The following is an 18,747-nucleotide window of genomic DNA, read 5'->3' on the forward strand; positions in this document are numbered from 1 at the left end:
CGCCTAGTGCATACCACGTGCAAGTTTCGTGGTCCGGGCTTGTGTTTTTGCGGGGCGATGTCTATTGTGCACTGCGAAGGGGAGATCACCTCAAACCTTCGTTGCCCTCCTTGGGCGTTTCCTCCCTAGACTTGGGCCGCCGCATCCGTGCGCGGCCCTTTTTCTTGCCCGCTGCCGTAGCGGCGTGCGACTCACTCCGCCGCCTGGCGCCAGTCGTCGATCCAGCCGCTCCAGCGCGCGAAGCATTCCGCCATGGCGGCGCTGATCACCTGCTGCAGGGCGGCGAAGCCGGCATTCGGCTCGAGCGTCGCCTCGTCCATATAGAGGGCGCGGTTGACCTCGATCTGCAGCGCATGGACGCCGGCGCCCGGCGCTCCGTAATGCTCGGTGATGAAGCCGCCGGCATATGGGCGGTTGCGGGTGACCTTGAGGCCGGCGCGGCGGAAGGCGTCCTCGGCGGCGTCGACGACGAAGCCGGCGGCGCTGGTGCCGAAGCGGTCGCCGAGGATCACATCCGCCTTGGCGAGGCCCTCGCGGTCGAGCCCGGTCGAGGGCATCGAATGCGCGTCGACCACGACGCAGGTGCCGAAGGCGGCCTGGGTGCGGTTCACCAGATGGCGCAGGCCGGCGTGATAGGGCCGGTAGAGCTCCTCGATCCGCGCCAGCGCGACCTCGACCGGAATGCGCCCGGGATAGATCTCATGCGCATCGCCGACGATGCGCGGGATGGTGCCGAGACCGCCGGCGACGCGCAGCGAGCGGGTGTTGGCGAAGCCGGGCAGGCGGCCATCGAACATCCGCGGGTCGAGCTCATAGGGCTCGCGGTTGACGTCGAGAAAGGCGCGCGGGAATTCGGCGACGAGCAGCGGCGCGCCAAGCGCCACGGCGTGGTGGAAGAGCAGGTCGACATAGGCATCTTCCGAGCGCCGCAGCGAGCGCAGCGGCAGCCGCGAGCCATCGACGAAGGCGGCCGGATAGCGCCGGCCGGCATGCGGCACGTCGACCACGACCGGCACCACCTGCAGGGCTGGCTGGAACAGGGTGAAGGGGCGCTCGATCTCGGCGATCACGCTGTCGGGATGGGCTGCGGGGTTTTCGACTGGCGACATCATCTCGCACGACTGAAGCACAAAGCGCGCCGGGGTTGAAGAGACCGTTGCGGCAGCCTCGATTGTCGGCGTTCATGGGTTGTTTACCGTAATGGGTGCAAATAGAACCGCATGACCCTGAACGGCGCGCGCGGGTGATACAGCCGCTGGCGCGGGCCGGGGTCGGCGACGCCCGGGGCGGGGACGGCCGGCCTGGTTCCAGGGGAACGACAAGGCGAGCGAATCGGGCGCGGCCGAAAGGCGGCGTCGGGCGCGCGTCAGCGCAACGAGACGGACGATGCAGGCGCCATGACGAAGATTCTCCTCGCCGAAGACGACAACGACATGCGCCGTTTCCTGGTGAAGGCGCTGCAGAACGCCGGCTACGACGTCGCTTCGTTCGATAACGGGCTCTCGGCCTATAACCGGCTGCGCGAGGAGCCGTTCGAGCTGCTCCTGACCGATATCGTGATGCCCGAGATGGACGGCATCGAGCTGGCGCGGCGCGCCACCGAGCTCGATCCCGACATCAAGGTGATGTTCATCACCGGCTTCGCGGCCGTGGCGCTCAATCCGGATTCGCAGACGCCGAAGGACGCCAAGGTGCTCTCCAAGCCGTTCCATCTGCGCGAGCTGGTGAACGAGGTCGAGAAGCTGCTGGCGGCCTGATCCAGGCGGCACGAGGGGGTCGGTGAAACAAGCCGACGAAGCGCCTTGCAAGGTCGCTTGCGAGTCGGTATAGCCCCCTCACTCGCAACGACGTCGCCCCCGGGCCGGTGTCGTTTCCGGACGCCTTCGGGCAAACGGGCGCGTAGCTCAGCGGGAGAGCACTACGTTGACATCGTAGGGGTCACAGGTTCGATCCCTGTCGCGCCCACCATTTTCTCCTTGTTCCGCAAGGACCGACGGCCGCCCCTTCCGGGCGGCCGTTTTGCTTTGGGACTCACCTCGCAATCGCCGGCGGGCGGCTTGCGTCGAAGAGCCAGTCGCGGAAGGCGAGCATGGCCGGCGTCAGCGAGCGCGATTGCAGCCAGGTCAGCCAATAGCCGCCGAGCGAGACCTCGACCGGGAAGGGCCGGACCAGCCGGTTCGTGTCGAAATGGCGCTGGAACAGCAATGCCGGCACGAGCGCGACGCCCTCGCCGGCGGCGGCGACCTCGGCGAGCGCGATCGAGGTGTCGAAGACCGGTCCCCTGGCCAGCACGGGCGCGATGCCGGCGGCCTCGCTCCAGAGCTTCCATTCGTCGGCGCGATAAGAGCGCAGCAACACCTCCTCGCCGAGATCGGCGGGTCGGCGCAGGCGTGCCAGCAACGCGGGCGCGCAGACCGGCGTCATCGGTGCGTCGAACAGGCGCGCGGCCGCGGTGCCGTGCCAGGCGCCACTGCCGAAGCGCAGGGCATAGTCGAGCCCCTCGGCGGCGAGATCGACGCGATTGTTGTTGGTAGTGAGGCGCAGATCGATGGCGGGGTGCGCCTGGCGGAAAGCAGCCAGGCGCGGCAGCAGCCAGCCGAGCGCGAAAGTGCCGACCGCGCCGACATTGAGCACTTCGACCGCGCGCCCGGCCTCGAAGCGCTCCAGCATCCCGGCGATGCGGTCGAAGCTCTCGCGCAGGGTCGGCAGCAGGGCCTGCCCCTCATCGGTGAGCGAAAGCCCGCGCGGCAGGCGGCGGAACAATTCGGCGCCGAGGCGCTCCTCCAGCCCCTTCACCTGATGGCTGAGCGCAGCCGGCGTGACGCAGAGCTCGATCGCCGCGCGGGTGAAGCTGAGATGGCGGGCGGCGGCCTCGAAGGCGCGCAGCGCGTTCAGCGGCAGATGCGGCCGGAGCATGGAAAGACCTCAAAAAATCTAATGGCTGCTTGGAGATATCATCGTTTGCGATGAGGCCAATCTGCGGCGAGAACGGGCGGCAGACGCGGCGCATGCCGGTCCGCCAACGGCCTCCGGCATATCCGCCATGCCCATCTCACTGCCTACTCCCACTGCCCATTCCCACTGCCCGCGACGGCTGCGAAGCGCCGCCGCGGCGGCCTGCCCATGGAGAAAGACGATGATCCGACGCCGTGACCTCCTGATCGGCTCCCTGCTAGCCGCGCCCGTACTCGGCCGCCTGCCAGCCCTGGCGCGAAGCCGGGAGGAGGGCGTGCGCGAGGCGCTGTTCGCGCTCGACCGCAAGCATGGCGGGCGCCTCGGCGTCGCCATCCTCGACAGTGCCGATGGCAACATCATCGCCCATCGCGGGCAGGAGCGCTTCGCGATGTGCAGCACCTTCAAGTTCGTCGCCGCGGCCTTCGTGCTGGCGCGGGTCGATCGCGGCGAGGAAAGTCTCGATCGGCGGGTCAGCTATAGCAAGGCCGACCTCGTCACCTATTCGCCGGTCACAGAGAAGCATGTCGACACCGGCCTCACGGTCGCCGAGCTTTGCGACGCGGCCGTCACGCTCAGCGACAACGCCGCCGGCAATCTGCTGCTCGATTCGTTCGGCGGGCCAAAAGGCCTGACCTCTTATATGCGCTCGCTTGGCGATGACAGCTCGCGGCTGGATCGACGCGAGCTGGAACTGAACGAGGCGACACCCGGCGATCCGCGCGACACCACCACGCCGGTCGCGATGGCCCAAATCCTGCGCCAGACAGTGCTGGGAGCGGCACTCTCACCGGCCTCGCGCCATCAGCTCACCGCCTGGCTGGTCTCCAACAAGACCGGCGACAAGCGCCTGCGAGCGGGCGTGCCGAAGGGCTGGCGCGTCGGCGACAGGACCGGCACGGGTAGCAACAACGCCACCAACGATATCGGCGTGATCTGGCCGCCGGGCCGGGCGCCACTGATCGTTACCGCCTATTACGCGGAGTCGCGGGGATCCTTTGCGGAGCGCGAGGCAGTGCTGGCCGAGGTCGGGCGGCTGGCGACCTCGTTCTGAGGCGAAACCCAAAAAAAGGGCGGCCGATTGCCGCCCTTCACTCGGCATAACCTCAAAAGGCCGTTTTCGTGGCATGATCTCGATCGATTCCGCATGGCCTGGAGGATCTGACGATGCGTGCGACCTGGCTCATCCCCTTAGGCATCGCCGCCGCGCTCGGTGGCTGCGTCACGCCGGCCGAGCTGCGCGCCGCCGATGAGGGGCGCTGCCGGTCCTATGGCTTCCGCCCGGGCTCGGATCCCTTCGCCAACTGCCTGATGGAGGTCGATCTCGACCGTTCGGCGGCGCGCCGCGGCCGGCTCGAAGCCTCCGGCTTCTATGGGCCGGGCTTCTATGGGGCAGGCTGGGGTCCTTATCGGCGCTGGTGAAGCCCTTGGCGCCGGCGCCCCAGCTGCGACCGGCGATCGAGCCAGCCGGGGTCGCAGCTGATCAGAGTGCTGCGTCACTCCGCATCGGGCTGACGCTCCGGCGCCGCGTCCCGAAAGGCGGGCAGGGCAAGCGCCGCCGCCTCCGCCTCGAGCAGGCGCGGGAACTGCGCGACATCGACCTTGAAGCGGCGGGCATTGCCGAGCTGCGGCACCAGGCAGAGATCGGCGAGCGTCGGCGCCTCGCCGAAGCAGAACGGGCCGGCGGTCTTCGCCGCCAGTTGCTTGCAGGCCGAAAGCCCGTCGACATTCACGCTGGCGGCCCAGGCCAGGACCTCGTCGCTGCCATGGCCGAGCTCGCGCAGGCGGTTCAGCACCTTGAGGTTCTGCACCGGATGGGTGTCGCAGGCGATGGCCTGGGCGAAGGCGCGCACGCCCGCCCGTTCCAGCGGCGTCGCCGGCAGGAGCGGCGGCTGCGGATGGGTTTCGTCGAGCCATTCGATGATGGCGAGCGACTGGGTCAGGATGCTGCCGTCGTCGAGCTCGAGCGCCGGCACCAGGCCTTGCGGGTTGAGCGCCAGATAGTCCGGCGCGCGCTGCCCGCCATGGCGCAGATGATGCGACACATGCGTGACGGAAAGCCCCTTGAGATTGAGCGCGATGCGGACGCGCCACGCCGCCGAGCTGCGGAAATAGCCGTGAAGTTTCATCCTCGCCTCCCTTGCCGCGGCCGGTTGCTCCGGCCGCATCGGTCTCCGCCATTCCGGCTGCAATGGACAGGCTGGCGTTCGGCTGCACGCTGTCAACCAGCCTGCGGCCCATTTTCGGTCGGTCCGGAGGCTTTATACCAGCGGCCTTTGGATTTGATGCTTGCGCGGGTCCGGCCGTCATTGCGAGCGTAAGCGAAGCAATCCAGAAGGGCTCGCTCGACGTCCCCCTGGATTGCTTCGCTGCGCTCGCAATGACGGAAAGGGTACGGCACCGGTCAACCGCGAAGGCCGTTGCTATCAGGGGGGCCAGTTCGCTGGAGCCTCCTTCGAGAGGCGCCTGCGGCGCTCCTCAGGATGAGGGCTGCAAGCTTCTCAGAAGGTGTAGCCCAGCCGTGCGCCGAAATTCGACGGGCCCCGCGGGTTGCCGGCGCCGGCGGCGAGATTGTCGGAGCAGCCCGCCGTGCTGAAATGCTCGAGCGTCGCGATCAGGCTCCAGCGGTCGCTGATGCGGTAGCCGAGGGAGGCGGCGCTGCGCGCGCCGGTGTTGCAGCCGAGGTTCAGCCGGTTCTGGGGCACGACGCCGCCGGTCTTGCCGTTGTTCAGGGCCGCCCCGAGGCTGGCCTCGACGAACACCGTCTGCGAGAGGTCGATGGTCCAGGTGGCGCCGGCATAGGCGTATTTGGTGCCGTTGAGGTTGAGGCTCGAGCCGAGATGGAAGCGCGGCATGAAGGCGTTGGCGATGCGGTCGCTCAGGGTCGCGATGCGTGGCGTCACGAGCTCGGCGCCATAGTTCAGCAAGCCGCTCTCGCGTCCGCCGGGATTGGCCGCACCGGCACCGAAACGCGCCTCCCAGGCCGAGGAAGGCGACTCGCTGGCCGGCGCGTAGCCGAGCGCGCGGGAGAGGTTGCCTTCGGCCTGCGCCAGGGCCGGCGCGGCGAGAACGGAGAGGGCAACGACGAGCGACGCGACGCGAAACATGACGGGCGGGGTGTTCTCTTGGCCAGGATTGAACATTAGTGAAGCGCAGAGAGTGGTGGCCGCATTGTGACGACCGGCGGGGTGTGCTCGCGCCGGCATCAGCCGCTGCGCCACCATGCCACCCCGAGAATCACCAGGATGGCGACGAATTGCAGCACGACGCGCAGGCGCATCAGCTTCTGCGAAGTGCCGGCGCTGCCGCCGCGCAGCATGTTGATCAGGCCGAGCAACAGCACGAGCGCGACGGCGCCGACGGCGATCGGCACCAGGGAGGAGGAGAAGCTCATCGGCAGGGTTTAGAGCGCCGGCACCGGCTTGACCAGCCGGGCCGCGGCGGCGAAGCGCCACAGTCCAAAGCTCATCGGTAACGCCGCTGCACGATCAGGTTGGCGGCGACGGTGAGCAGCAGCGTCGCCGTCATCAGAATGAAGGAGATGGCGCCCCCGAAGGGCCAGTTGTTCTGCTGGGCGAACTGACCGTAGACCAGCGGCCCCATCATCTGGAATTTCGGCCCGCCGAGCAGCACCGGGGTGGCATAGGCGTTCATCGCCAGGATGAAGGTCAGGATCGTGCCGGCGAGGATGCCGGGCAAGGCGAGCGGCCAGAGTACGCGCCGGAACATCGCCGCCGGGCCGGCGCCGAGGCTGAAGGCGGCCTCCTCGACATTGCGGTCGATGCCCTCGATCACGCTTTGCAAGGTCAGCACCATGAAGGGCAGGTTGACCGCGACGATGCCGATCAGCACGGCGTTCTCGGTGAACATGATCTCGATCGGCTCGTCGATCAGGCCCAGCCCGATCAGCGAGGCGTTGAAGGCGCCCTTGTTGCCGAAGGCGGTCATCCAGCCGGCGGCGCGCACGGCGTTGCCGACGAAGAGCGGCAGCACGACCAGCATGACCATGAGGTTCTTGAAGCGGCTCTGGGTGCGCGCCAGTACATAGGCCAGCGGGAAGCCCATGATCAGGCAGGCGAGGGTACAGATCACCGCGACGCGGACCGTGCGCAGCAGCACGTTGAGATAATAGGCGTCGGTGAAGAACTTGACGTAGTTCTCAACCGTCAGCCCGTCGACCATGAACTGGCCGGGAATGAACTGGTTCAGCGAATAGCGGAACAGGATCGCGACCGGGCCGATGAGGCCGATCGCGACCAGGATCGTCGCCGGCACGACGAGCATGCCGGCAAGGCTGGTGCGGGCGCCCGCGACGGGCTCGGGGGCGGTGGTCATGCGCGTGGCTCGTCATTCCGGGGCGCACCGCAGGGGCGAGCCCGGAACCCATGAACACGAGTCTGGACCAGAACGAGCGCCATGCCCTCAGCCTTTGCTTGCAGCACCGATGGTCACGGGTTCCGGGCTCATCGCTGGCGCGATGCCCCGGAATGACGGCGAGTTCCTCACCCCTTGAAGACCTTGTCCCACCACTCCTTCATCGCCGCGTCGTTCTTGGCGAGATAGCCGTAGTCGAGGTCCTTGAGGCGCTTTTCCTCCTCGGGCGTGAAGCCGATGCGCTTCTGCAGGTCGGGCGCGATGGTCAGGCCGGTGACGGTGCCGTTATAGCCCATGTCGACGGCAAAGGCCTCCTGCGCGCTCTTCTCGAGCATGGCGTTCATGTAGAGATAGGCGTTCTCCTTGTTCGGGGCGTTCTTCGGAATCGAGAAGCCCGAGATATAGAGCGGGATGCCCTCGCTCGGCGCGGCAGACTCGACGGGGATGCCGGCGTTCTGCCATTGCACGGCGCGCGCCTTCCACATCACGCCGATGCCGATCTCCTCCGTCTTCATCGCCTGGGCGAAGGCCTCGTTGGTCGGGTAGATGCGGGCGCCGGCCTTCTTGGCCTCGAGCAGCACCTTCTTGGCGCCCTCGAAATCGACCATGCTGGCGCCGCCGGTCGCGGCCATCGAGGCGGCCATGATCACATAGAGATACTGGATGTCGATGATGCCGATCTTGTTGCCATGCTTGGGATCGAACGCATCCTTGAAGCTGGTCGGAGCCGGGTCGATCAGCTTGGGATTGTAGACCACCACCTTGCCGGAATAGATCTGGCCGATGCCATAGGGGTACTTCATCGACGGCATCAGGTTCTTGGCGTTCGGGATCTTGGCGTAGTCGAGCTGCTCGAGGACGCCGGCCTCGTTCATCTCGTACATGTTCGCCGAGGACAGGCCCTGGATATCGGTGGTGCCGCGCGGCAGGCGCCGCTCGGCGACCATCTTGGCGCGGCGCGGCGAATCCGAGGCCTGATCCTGCAGGATCTCGATGCCCTTGGGCTTGAGCAGCGGCTCCTCGATGTTCTTGGTCAGCAGGCGGGCATAGTCGCCGCCCCAGGTGCCGACCACGACCTTGCCGCCGGCCTGGGCGAGGGCGCTGCCGCCGAGCGCCGGCATCAGCGCCGCGGCCGCGGTCCCGGCCGCCAGCCCCTTCAGGATATCGCGTCTGTCGATCATCTTCATGTTTTTTCTCCCCTGTTGGACGCCTGCCGAGAGAGAGTTCGGGCATGAGCTGAGCCGGAAACGATGTCCAGTCCCGGCGCCATGCCTTCAGCCCTCGCGCGGATAGACGAGCCCGGCGTCTTCGGCCCAGCCTATCGTGATCGTGTCTCCCGGTTTCGGTTCGGCCGCGCCCTGCCGGTTCGGCAATTGCAGCAGCATGCGGTCATGCTCGGTCAGCCGGACATCGATGTCGAGCAGCGCGCCGAGATAGGAAACATGCTCGACGCGGGCCGGGAAACGGTTGGTACAGCCTTCCGCCTCCGCGCCGATGGCGAGGCGTTCGGGCCGCAGCGCCAGGGTCGCCGGCCCGCTCGCCGGGGCGTTGCAGCCGATCTCGAGCCCGCCCCGGGTGCGGAAGCGGCCGGGCGTTGCGATCTCGCCGTCGAGAAAGGCGCTGCGGCCGATGAAGCCGGCGACGAAGCGGTCGGCCGGCTTCTCGTAGAGCTCGCGCTGGGTGCCGATCTGGCGGACCTTGCCCTTCTCCATCACCACCAGCCGGTCGGCCATGGTGAGCGCCTCCTCCTGGTCGTGCGTGACCATGATCGTGGTCAGGCCGAGCTTGCGCTGCAGGTCGCGGATCTCGACACGGACCTCCTGGCGCAATTTGGCGTCGAGATTGGAAAGCGGCTCGTCGAGCAGCAGCACGTCGGGCTGCATGGCGAGCGCCCGGGCCAGCGCGACGCGCTGCTGCTGGCCGCCGGAGAGCTGGCGCGGATAGCGCGCGTCGAAGCCGGTGAGCTGGACGAGGCGCAGGGTCTCGGCGACGCGCGGGGCGCGCTCCGCCGGGGCCATCTTGCGCATCTCCAGGCCGAAGGCGACGTTGTCGGCCACGCTCATATGCGGGAACAGCGCATAGCTCTGGAAGACCAGCCCGCAATTGCGCTTCCAGGGCGGCAGGGTGGTGACGTCGCGCTCGCCGATGGTGATGGCGCCGGCCGTCGGCTGGATGAAGCCGGCGACCATGCGCAGCGTCGTGGTCTTGCCGCAGCCGGAGGGGCCGAGCAGCACGAGGAACTCGCCATCGGCGATGTCGATGCTGAAATCATCGACGGCGTGGAACTCGCCATAGGTCTTGCGGAGATGTTCGATCGAGAGGCGCGCCATCAGACGACCCGGCTCAGCTTGACGTAACGGTCTGTGACGATCATCGCCGCTCCGATCAGGACGATCTGGATGACCGAGGCGGCGGCGACTGCCGGATCGATCTTCCATTCGAGATATTGCAGGATCGCGATCGGCAAAGTGGTCCGCCCCGGCCCGACCAGGAACAGGCTCATCTCCAGATTGCCGAAGGAGGTGACGAAGCCGAACAGCGCCGCGGCGACGAGACCCGGCCGGATGCTCGGCAGGGTGACGCGCCAGAAGGTCTTCCACGGGCCCGCGCCGAGGTTCTGCGCCGCCTCCTCGATGGTCCGGTCGAAGCCGGCGAGGCTCGCCGTGACAAGCTTCACCACCCAGGGGATGACGATCAGCGTGTGCGCCGCGACGAGGCCGGCGGGCGAGCCCATCACCGGCAGGCCGGTGGCGATCTCGGTCTCGATCTGGAAGACATAGATCGCGGTGCCGAGCACGATGCCGGGCATGACCAGCGGCAGCAGCAGGAAGGTGTTGAGCGCCGGCCCGAGCACGATGCGGTGCCGGACCAGAGCGAGGCTGGCAGGAACGCCGAGGGCGAGCCCGATCAGCGTCGCCAGCACGCCGGTCTGGAGGCTGAGCAGGAAGCCGTCGACGAAGGACTTGTTGCCGGCCGCCGCCGCGAACCATTTCAGCGAGTACCCCTCCGGCGGAAAGGAGGGGATCTCCTGGCGGAAGAAGGCGAGCCAGGTGACGAAGATCAGCGGCAGCAGGATGAAGCCGAGCGAGAGCAGGGCCGCGCCGTTGAGCGCGATGCGGCCGGGGCTCAGGCGAACGGCAGTCAAGCGCGCTCCCCGCTTGCGCGCGACGAAGAGGCGGCTGCTCCGTCATTCCGGCCGGAGCGAAGCGGAGCGCCGGAATCCATCTTAGGGCACCGAAGCGTCCTATGATGGATTCCGGAGCGGCGCGGCTTCGCCGCTTGTCCGGAATGACGGCGTGTTTCTTCCGCCAAATGCCAGCTCCTCACTGCAGCGTGTTCTTGTGGAACACGCCGCCTTTCATGATCGCCGGCAGCTTCGCGCCCTGGTCCTGGAACAGGCCGAGATCTTTCAGCGGGTCGCCGTCGATCAGGATGATATCGGCAAAGGCCCCTGCACGCAGGGTGCCGAGCTTGCCTTCCATGCGCAGCAATTGCGCGCCGATCGTGGTCGCCGAGCGGATGATCTCGATGGGCGAGAGCACCTCGCGGCGCAGCAGGAATTCGCGCGACTGGTCGACCTGGAGCTGGCCGAGCAGGTCCGAGCCATAGGCGACCGGGACGCCGGCGCGCTTGCAGATCTCGAGCGACTTCAGGCCGCCATCGATGACGAGGTCGTTCTTGGCCAGCATGTCGCCGGTCATGCCGAATTCGGCGGCGCGCTCCTTCATCGCGTAATAGGCGACGAGATTGGCGGTCAGGAACATGTCGTTCTGCGCCATCAGCTTGGCCGAGGCCTCGTCGATCAGGTTGCCGTGCTCGATGGCGCGCACGCCGCATTGCGCGGCCCGCGTGATCGCCTCGGGCGTATAGGCATGGGCGCAGACATAGCGGCCGAAGGCTTTCGCTTCCTCGACCGCGGCGTGGACCTCGTCGACGCTGAACTGCATCGAATCGAGCGGGTCATAGGGGCTGGCGACGCCGCCCGACATCATGATCTTGATGTGGTCGGCGCCGAGCCGCATCTGCTCGCGCGCCGATTTGCGCACCGAGGAGACGCCGTCCGAGATGTTCATGGTGTAGGCCATGGCGTTGCAGCAATGGCAGCGCGCGCCGAAATCGGTGCGCCGGCGCGGATCGCTATGGCCGCCGGTCGGGCCGATCGCGGCGCCGGCGATGAACAGGCGCGGCCCGGCGACATCGCCCTTCTCGACCGCTTCCTTGATGCCCCAGTCGGCGCCGCCGGTGTCGCGCACGCTGGTGAAGCCGCGGTCGAGCATGCCCTTCATCAGCCTGACCGCCCGCGCCGTCATCAGCGTCAGCGGCATGCTTTCCAGGGTGCGGATATAGACCTCGGAGAGGAAGACATGGACATGGCTGTCGATCAGGCCGGGCATCAAGGTGCGCCCGCCGCAATCGACGACATCGGCCCTGGCGGCCTTGAGCGGCTTGTCCGAGACCTCGCGGATCAGATCGCCCTCGACCAGGATCTCATGGCCGCCGCGCAACTCGCCGTGGTCAGGCTCCAGCATGGCGAAGTTGCGGAACAGGATCTGCGTCATGGCGTGAAGGCCTCCGAGCGGTCAGATTCTGATATATTATGAGGTCCGGCCTGCTTGTCCATCACGCCATGCGGGAGTTGCCGGGTGGCTCTCGCCTGTTGCGATCAGCCGGCCGCCATCGCGTTCTGCGCCAGGGCCCGGCTGCGGATCGGCGTCGAAAGGTTGTCGGCCAGCGCCCGGCTGATCGCCGGAAGCCCGTCGAGCAGGCTCGGCTGGAAGGCCTGCGAGGGCGGCAGGCGCTTGGGCAAAGCGTGCAGCGCCCTGGCCATCTGCAGCGGGTCGCGCTGGCCGTCGCCGCTCTCGGTGGGGTCGTGCAGCACATCGATCAGGCGCAGGCTGTCGGCGCGCTCGGCGCGGATCGCCTGCTCCAGCCGCGGCTTGACCCGCGGCACGATCAACGCCGGCTTGTCGAAGGAGAGGATCTCGCAAAAGGTGTTGTAGCCGCCCATGGCGACGACGCAGTGGGCCCGGTTCATCAGGAGTTCGAGCCTGGGCTCGAAGCCGATGCTCTCCAGCTTGGGCAGCCGGGCGATGCGGTCGGTGAATTCCTTGCGCTTCTCGCGCGACATGAACGGGCCGAAGACGATCAGCGCCGGCAATTCGATCGTCGGATCGGCCTCGTAAGCCGAGATCACCCAGTCGATCACGCCGGCGCCGTCGCCGCCGCCGCCGGGCGTCACCAGGATGAACGGGCCCTTGGTGATGCGCGGATGCCGGTTCGGCGGCATCGGGGAAGGCACGGCGCGCTTGAGATAGCCGGTATAGAGCACCTTGTCGGCGAAGAGATGCTGGTTGGGCAGGCCGATGAGCGGGTTGTAGACGCTCTCCAGCCCGTAGACGAAGATGTCGTCATAGATTTGGGCGAGGGCATCGAGCGCGCCGCTCTGGCGCCATTCCTCCTGCAGCTTGCCGGGCTCGTCGAGCACGTCGCGCAGGCCGAGGACGATGCGCGCCCCGCGCCGGCGCAGGATCTCCAGCGAGGGCAGCAACTCGCCGCGCAGGCCGATCGGCTCCTTGTCGACGATGACCACGTCCGGGTCGAAGGAGAGCACGACCTGCTTGATGATCTCGGTGCGCAGGCGGATCGTGTCGCCGAGGTCGAGATTGAGGTGATGCGGCCAATAGCGGCCGTCGCTCTGCTTCTCGATGCCGGGGATGCGGACATAGTCGACGCCGGCACCGAACTGGAAGCTCGAGATCACCGAGGAGCCGGAGACAATGATCACTGATATATGAGGGTAGCTTGCGACCAGCGAATTGGCGATCGCGCGGCAGCGGCGGATATGGCCGAGGCCGAAGGTGTCATGGCTGTAGATCAGAACCCGCGGCGCATGCGGGCTGCCGGGCGGGCGACGCGTCCCGCTGTCTTCGATGAGGCTGAGGGACATGCCGCGTCGCGTCCTCTGCTGGAAGGTCAGACGGCCTCCTGGGGACGGAGAACGCACCGATACTGGCGGCGACCATAGCGCCGCCGGAGGCTCAGTCCAAGCCCGCCGACGGCGCAAACAGCATGGACGGCGCTGCCAGGGTGACGGCGGGGTGATCGGCGATCCGCGCCAGCAGGGTGTCGAGGAAGGCCCAGGTGGTCGCGTCGTGGTCGCGATGGTGGAGCAGCAGCCCGAAGCTGGCCTTCGGCTCCGGCCTCTGGCGCCGGTCGGCGAGCCGGGCGAGCATCTCGGCCAGCAGGTCGCCGGCGCTCCGGCCGGTGCGGCCATGATGCCAGTCGATCAGGTCGAGGTCGCTGTTGACCAGCACCGGGCCGCCTTGCGGGCCGAGCGCGAAATTGCGGAAGCAGGACAGGCCGGCGAGGCCGAGCTCCGGCAGGCCGGCGGCGATGCCCGGGTCGATCCGGTTCCAGGGCGGCACGAAGACCGGCAGGGCGCGTGCGCCGAAAAGTTCGCGCAGGCGCTGCCAGCCCTGGGCGATTTCCAGGAGAACCCCGTCAGCCGGCCGGTGATTGCCGACCTCCGCCTTCTTCTGTGCGGCGGGCGCGTGGTTGCGATGCCAGGCGCCGTGCTGGCAGGGGAAGAGCAGCGGGGCGCTTTCGAGCCTGCGCGCGAGAGCCTCCTCGGCCAGCATCGGGATCGTCGCCAGCAGCACCGGCGCCGCGAAGCGCTCGGCCAGCGCGGCGAGCCGGTCGAGCTGGGCGCTGGGGGTGACGGCATCGTCGTCGCGCAGCCAGAGCGCGATGCGCCTGCCGGCAAGGGCCCAGCGGTCGAGTTCGGCGATGAGCGCCGGCCAGTCCGCCTGCGCGCTCACCGGCCCGCCTCGCAGCCCTGCGCGCGGTGGCATCGCATCGCGGCTTCCAGAGCCTGGCCGAGGATGGCGCAGGCGGCCTCGCCATTGCGCTCCTCGCGGGCGAAAATCCGGGCGGCGGCGCCCATGCGCAGGCGCCGCCCGGGCTCGTCGATCAGGGTCGCGATCGCCCCGGCGAGGGCCGCCTCGTCATGGCCGGGTACGAGCAGCGCGGTGCGGCCGGGCTCGACCATGGCGGGAACGCCGCCGCTGTCGAGCGCCGCGACGGGAAGGCCGGCGGCCTGGGCTTCCAGATAGACCAGGCCATAGGCCTCGTTGAGGCCGGGCCAGACGAAGAGGTCGTGCGCGGCGAGCTCGGCCTGGATCTCGGCATGGCTGCGCCGGCCGAGCCAGCGCAGGCGTTCCGGAGCGAAGCCGGCGAAAACGGCCTCGATCTCGGCGCGCTGGGTGCCGTCGCCGATCAGCGTCAGGGTCCAGGGCCGGTCCGCGATCCGGGCGAGGACGCGCGCCAGGGCGAAGTAGCTGTTCTCCTTGGTGCCCTTGCGCATCATGGCGACGACGATGAGGCGGACGGGCTCGCCGGCTGCGGGCGCCGCGCCCGTCCGGGCCGGAATCTCGCCTTCGGCGAGCAGGAAGGGCAGCAGGTCGACCAGCCGGTCTGCGTCGGAGACTAGCTTCGCCAGCCCCTCGCGGTCGCGGGGCGTCATGCAGAAATGCAGATCGGCGCGCAGGATCGCGGCGCGCGCCAGCGCCGCCGCGGGCGCCCATGGCCCGTCGAAGCGCTTGGGCGCATCGCTGTCCTCGGCGAGGACGTAAGGCAGGTCGAAGCGCTCGGCGAGGGCGGGGCCGATCAGGTCCGGAGCGCGGTAATGGCAATGATAGGTGAAGAACAGATGCGGCCGCGCGGCCGGGTCCTGCCAGATATCGGCGAGCCGTTCGACCACTTCCTGCGCCGCCGCCTGGTTGGCGGCGAGCAGGCCTTCGTCGGGCTCGCGCATGAAGCTGCGCTCGGCCGGCACGATCTCGACCGCATGGCCGAGCCGGCCGAGCAGCGCGACGAGCTGGCGGGCCATGCGCCGGTCGCCGGAGATGGCGCCGTCGCCAAACCGGTTCAGCGGCGTGTGGAAGGCGATCTTCAGCGCAGGCATGGACGGCAATCCGGCTGGCGCGGCCGCGCTCAGCGATAGGGGTCGGCCGCGTCGCGCAAGCCGTCGCCGAGGAAGTTGAAGGCGAGGATGATGACGATGACGGGGACGCATGGATAGAGCAGCCAGGGATAGAGCGCCACCACGTTGATGTTCTGGGCCTCGTTGAGCAGCACGCCCCAGCTGGTGATCGGCGGGCGCAGGCCGAGGCCGAGGAAGGAGAGCGCCGTCTCGCCGAGGATGGTCTTGGGCACGGTGATGGTGGCGGCGGCGATGAGATGGCTCATGAAGCCCGGAACGAGGTGCAGGCCGATGATGCGGGCGGGCTTTGCCCCCATCAGCTGGGCGGCGACGACATAATCCTCCTCGCGCAGCGAGAGCAGCTTGGAACGCACGGCGCGCGCCAGCCCGGTCCAGTCCATCAGGCCGAGGATCACCGTGATGCCGAAATAGACCAGGAGCGGGCTCCAGGAGGCCGGCATGATCGCGCTCAGCGCCAGCCAGAGCGGAATATGCGGCAGCGACTGCACGATCTCGATCAGGCGCTGGACGACGAGGTCGACCTTGCCGCCGTAATAGCCGGCGATGCCGCCGATGACGACGCCGAGCACGAAGGAGACCATGACGCCGAGCAGGCCGATGGTCAGCGAGATGCGCCCGCCATAGAGGATGCGCGAGAACATGTCGCGGCCGAGCCGGTCGGTACCGAGCAGGAAGAGCGTGCCGCCTTCGGGCGGGCAGAAGAGGCGCAGGTTGCCCGGGAAAAGGCCCCAGAAATAATAGTCGTCGCCACGGCAGAAGAAGCGGATCTGCTGGGGCTTTGCGGTGTCGACGTCGTATTCGCGCTTCAGGTTCTCCATGTTGAGACGCTGGGTGTAGGGGTAGACGAAGGGGCCGAGGAAGGTGCCTTCGTGGAACAGGTGCACCCGCTGCGGCGGCGCCCGGATGAAGTCGGTGTCGCGGGTCATGTAGTGATAGGGCGCCAGCAGCTCGCAGATCAGGATCGAGCCGTACATCAGCAGGATGACGACGCCCGAGATCACCGCGAGCCTGTGCTTGCGGAACTTCCACCACATCAGCTGCAGCTGCGGGGCGAGATAGACGCGCTCCTGCTCCGGCGACATCTTCTCGACGGCATAGGGCTCGAACGGCGCGGTCGACCAGCTATGCGGCAGCGGCGCGGTCTCGGCGGCGGGAGGTTGCGAGGTTTTCACTTGGTCGCCGTTCCCTGCAGGCGGATGCGCGGGTCGAGGATCGCGAGCGCGATGTCGGAGATCAGCACGCCGATCACGGTGAGGAAGGAGAGGAACATCAGGAACGAGCCGGCAAGATACATGTCCTGGCTCTGTAGCGCGCGGATCAGCAGCGGGCCGGTGGTCTGCAGCGAGAGGACGATGGCGACGATCTCGGCGCCGGAGACGATCGAGGGCAGGATGTCGCCGATGTCGGAGACGAAGAAGTTCAGCGACATGCGCAAGGGATATTTGCGCAGCGCCTTGCCCGGCGGCAGGCCCTTGGCGCGGGCGGTGACGTAATACTGCTTCTGGAGCTCGTCGAGCAGGTTGGCGCGCACCGAGCGGATCATCCCGGCCGTGCCGCCGGCGCCGATGATGATCACCGGGATCCAGAGATGCTCGAGCACCGATCTGAACTTGGCCCAGCTCATCGGCTGGTTGAGATATTGCGGGTCGACGAGGCCGCCGATCGAGGTGCCGAACCAGACATTGGCGAAATAGAGGAAGACCAGCGCCAGCAGGAAATGCGGCACGGCGAGCCCGATCAGGCCGATGAAGGAGAGCCCGTAATCGCCCCAGCTATACTGGTGCGTCGCCGAATAGATGCCGATCGGGAAGGCGACGATCCAGGTGAAGATGATGGTGAAGAACGAGACGACTATCGTCAGGAACAGGCGATCGCCGACGATGTCGCGAACGGGCATCTGATACTCGAAGGAGTAGCCCATATCGCCGCGCAGCAGGCCGGTGACCCACCAGAAGTAGCGCTCGATCGGCGGCTTGTCGAAGCCGTACTCCTTCTTCAGGAACTCGACGCGGCTCATGTCCGCCTTCTCGCCCTGGGCCTGCATCTCGGCGACGAGCGTCTCGAAATAGTCGCCCTCCGGCAGGTTGATCACCGTGAAGATCAGCGCGCTGGTGACCAGCAGCGTCGGGATCATCACCAGGAGGCGCTTGAGGATGTAGTTCAGCAGCACGGCCCTGCGCCCCTCACTTGCCAGCCGGTGCGTCGGCGAACCAGAAGGTATCCGGCAGATAGCGGCCGAAGAAGGCCCCGGGCTCGAAGCTGTAGAGACCCTTCTCCGGCACGTTGCGCAGGTTCCTCGAAACGACGACGGGCTGCAGCGTGGCGTTGATCACGCCGATCGTGAAGAGCTGCTCGGCATTGATCCTGAGCATCTTCTGCCAGATCTCCCGCCGCTCGTCATGCGTCGTCGACCGGCGCCAGGCCGTGTAGAGCTCGACCAGTTCCTTGGCCGCGGGCAGGGACGGGGCCTCGCCTTCGCGCCCGCCGGATTCGTGGAACTGGCCCCAGCGCGGCCAGTTGAACTGGCTGGGCGAGGTCGGGGCCAGCGCGTCGGGCTCCATGTCCGCCGCCACCAGCGCATTGTCCATCCCGGACCAGACCGACATCACCGTCTGGCCGGCGAGGATGCGGCGCCGGAAGACGTCGAGCTGCGACGAGCGCGGATGCATCTTCAGCCCGATGGCGCGGAAATCCTCCTTCAGCAGGTCGAGGATGTCGGTCTCCTCGGTCGAGGCGCCGGCGGTCTCGATGTTGAACTCCAGGCGCCTGCCGTCCGGGAACAGCCTGATGCCCTCGGAGTCGCGCTTGGCCAGCCCGATCTCGTCGAGCAGGCGGTTGGCCTCGGCGCGGTCCTGCTTCATCCAGAGATGCGCCAGTTCCTTGTCGTAGAGCGGGCTCTCGGGCAAAGCGGTGTTGCCGCTCTCCTTGGCGAGGCCGAAGAAGATGACGCGGTTGATGTCCTTGCGGTTGATCGCGAGCGAGAGCGCCTTGCGCCAGCGCAGGTCGCGGTTGAGATCGCGCCAGACAGGGTCGATCGCATTCAGGTTCGGCATCAGCGCGAAATAGGCGCCTTCGGCGCGCTTCCAGAGCCTGACGTCGAAATTCATCCGCTTCGAGGCTTCCTTCAGGAAGGTGTAGTTGTCGAAGCGCAGATAGCGCGCCTGCAGGTCGCTCTCGCCGGCCGCGGTCTTGGCCGGGATCAGCGAGGAGGTGCCGATGGTCAGCGTCACCTCGTCGACATAGGGCAATTGCCTACCCTTGGCGTCGACGCGGTGGAAATAGGGATTGCGGACGAAGCTGAACTGCTGGGCCGGGATCGCGGTGGTGTTCATCCACGGGTCGAGCGTCGGCAGGTCGGGGTTCTCCGGGCGGTACTGGCGCGAGAAGCGCTCATGCAGCGAGCCCCAGTCCTTGACGCG

The 18,747-nt window shown here is 67.6% G+C and carries 19 protein-coding genes and 1 tRNA gene; 4 read left to right on the forward strand and 16 right to left on the reverse strand.

Annotated features, from left to right (window positions below):
• Positions 1-191: 191 nt before the first annotated feature.
• On the reverse strand, positions 192-1,109 hold the full coding sequence (locus V6M56_RS18890; protein ID WP_442881187.1) for an N-formylglutamate amidohydrolase: 918 nt from the start codon (positions 1,107-1,109) through the stop codon (positions 192-194).
• 288 nt (positions 1,110-1,397) lie between these two features.
• On the opposite strand from V6M56_RS18890, the gene cpdR reads away from it, so the two are divergent.
• Together cpdR and V6M56_RS18900 are read left to right on the forward strand one after the other, a co-directional pair.
• The gene (gene cpdR / locus V6M56_RS18895) at positions 1,398-1,757 is read left to right on the forward strand and encodes a cell cycle two-component system response regulator CpdR (RefSeq protein ID WP_038363805.1); all 360 of its coding nucleotides are present in this window, start codon (positions 1,398-1,400) and stop codon (positions 1,755-1,757) included.
• Between the two features lie 136 nt (positions 1,758-1,893).
• Positions 1,894-1,968 (forward strand) — tRNA-Val (locus tag V6M56_RS18900).
• 63 nt (positions 1,969-2,031) lie between these two features.
• Here V6M56_RS18900 and V6M56_RS18905 read toward each other — a convergent pair.
• Entirely contained in the window at positions 2,032-2,916 is an 885-nt protein-coding gene (locus V6M56_RS18905; protein ID WP_332685870.1) for a LysR family transcriptional regulator, read from the reverse strand.
• Between the two features lie 220 nt (positions 2,917-3,136).
• On the opposite strand from V6M56_RS18905, the gene bla reads away from it, so the two are divergent.
• Together bla and V6M56_RS18915 are read left to right on the forward strand one after the other, a co-directional pair.
• On the forward strand, positions 3,137-4,006 hold the full coding sequence (bla, locus tag V6M56_RS18910; protein ID WP_332685872.1) for a class A beta-lactamase: 870 nt from the start codon (positions 3,137-3,139) through the stop codon (positions 4,004-4,006).
• A 107-nt stretch (positions 4,007-4,113) separates the two neighbouring features.
• On the forward strand, positions 4,114-4,374 hold the full coding sequence (locus tag V6M56_RS18915; RefSeq protein ID WP_442881189.1) for a hypothetical protein: 261 nt from the start codon (positions 4,114-4,116) through the stop codon (positions 4,372-4,374).
• Positions 4,375-4,448: 74 nt separating this feature from the next.
• On the opposite strand, the gene maiA is transcribed toward V6M56_RS18915, so the two are convergent.
• From maiA to V6M56_RS18985, 14 genes are all read right to left on the reverse strand, one after another.
• Positions 4,449-5,081, reverse strand: coding sequence for a maleylacetoacetate isomerase (gene maiA / locus V6M56_RS18920; protein WP_332685876.1), 633 nt, complete (start codon positions 5,079-5,081; stop codon positions 4,449-4,451).
• Between the two features lie 372 nt (positions 5,082-5,453).
• On the reverse strand, positions 5,454-6,059 hold the full coding sequence (locus tag V6M56_RS18925; protein ID WP_332685878.1) for an acyloxyacyl hydrolase: 606 nt from the start codon (positions 6,057-6,059) through the stop codon (positions 5,454-5,456).
• Positions 6,060-6,157: 98 nt separating this feature from the next.
• Positions 6,158-6,346, reverse strand: coding sequence for a twin transmembrane helix small protein (locus V6M56_RS18930; protein WP_332685880.1), 189 nt, complete (start codon positions 6,344-6,346; stop codon positions 6,158-6,160).
• Between the two features lie 71 nt (positions 6,347-6,417).
• Positions 6,418-7,287, reverse strand: coding sequence for an ABC transporter permease (locus V6M56_RS18935; RefSeq protein ID WP_332685883.1), 870 nt, complete (start codon positions 7,285-7,287; stop codon positions 6,418-6,420).
• Between the two features lie 167 nt (positions 7,288-7,454).
• Positions 7,455-8,513 (reverse strand): extracellular solute-binding protein, encoded by a 1,059-nt coding sequence (locus V6M56_RS18940; protein ID WP_332685885.1) that lies wholly within the window; start codon positions 8,511-8,513, stop codon positions 7,455-7,457.
• 87 nt (positions 8,514-8,600) lie between these two features.
• Entirely contained in the window at positions 8,601-9,656 is a 1,056-nt protein-coding gene (locus tag V6M56_RS18945; protein ID WP_332685887.1) for an ABC transporter ATP-binding protein, read from the reverse strand.
• Entirely contained in the window at positions 9,656-10,471 is an 816-nt protein-coding gene (locus V6M56_RS18950) for an ABC transporter permease (protein ID WP_332685889.1), read from the reverse strand. Before V6M56_RS18950 ends, V6M56_RS18945 begins: the two co-directional genes overlap by 1 nt.
• A 178-nt stretch (positions 10,472-10,649) precedes the next feature.
• Positions 10,650-11,885: a metal-dependent hydrolase family protein gene (locus tag V6M56_RS18955; RefSeq protein WP_332685891.1), complete on the reverse strand. Its 1,236-nt coding sequence runs from the start codon at positions 11,883-11,885 to the stop codon at positions 10,650-10,652.
• 104 nt (positions 11,886-11,989) lie between these two features.
• Positions 11,990-13,273, reverse strand: a complete 1,284-nt coding sequence (locus V6M56_RS18960; protein ID WP_332685893.1) for a glycosyltransferase family protein — start codon at positions 13,271-13,273, stop codon at positions 11,990-11,992.
• 91 nt (positions 13,274-13,364) lie between these two features.
• The gene (locus tag V6M56_RS18965) at positions 13,365-14,144 is read right to left on the reverse strand and encodes a polysaccharide deacetylase family protein (RefSeq protein ID WP_332685895.1); all 780 of its coding nucleotides are present in this window, start codon (positions 14,142-14,144) and stop codon (positions 13,365-13,367) included.
• Positions 14,141-15,289, reverse strand: a complete 1,149-nt coding sequence (locus V6M56_RS18970; protein WP_332685897.1) for a glycosyltransferase family 4 protein — start codon at positions 15,287-15,289, stop codon at positions 14,141-14,143. Before V6M56_RS18970 ends, V6M56_RS18965 begins: the two co-directional genes overlap by 4 nt.
• A gap of 29 nt (positions 15,290-15,318) precedes the next feature.
• A complete protein-coding gene (locus V6M56_RS18975; protein WP_332685905.1) occupies positions 15,319-16,410 on the reverse strand; it encodes an ABC transporter permease in 1,092 nt (363 codons plus the stop codon).
• A gap of 86 nt (positions 16,411-16,496) precedes the next feature.
• Positions 16,497-17,495, reverse strand: coding sequence for an ABC transporter permease (locus V6M56_RS18980; protein ID WP_332685907.1), 999 nt, complete (start codon positions 17,493-17,495; stop codon positions 16,497-16,499).
• Positions 17,496-17,511: 16 nt separating this feature from the next.
• A partial coding sequence (locus V6M56_RS18985) for an ABC transporter substrate-binding protein (RefSeq protein ID WP_332685899.1) occupies positions 17,512-18,747 on the reverse strand: 1,236 nt, incomplete at its 5' end.

This window comes from Allobosea sp., assembly GCF_036675845.1.
Lineage (GTDB): Bacteria > Pseudomonadota > Alphaproteobacteria > Rhizobiales > Beijerinckiaceae > Allobosea.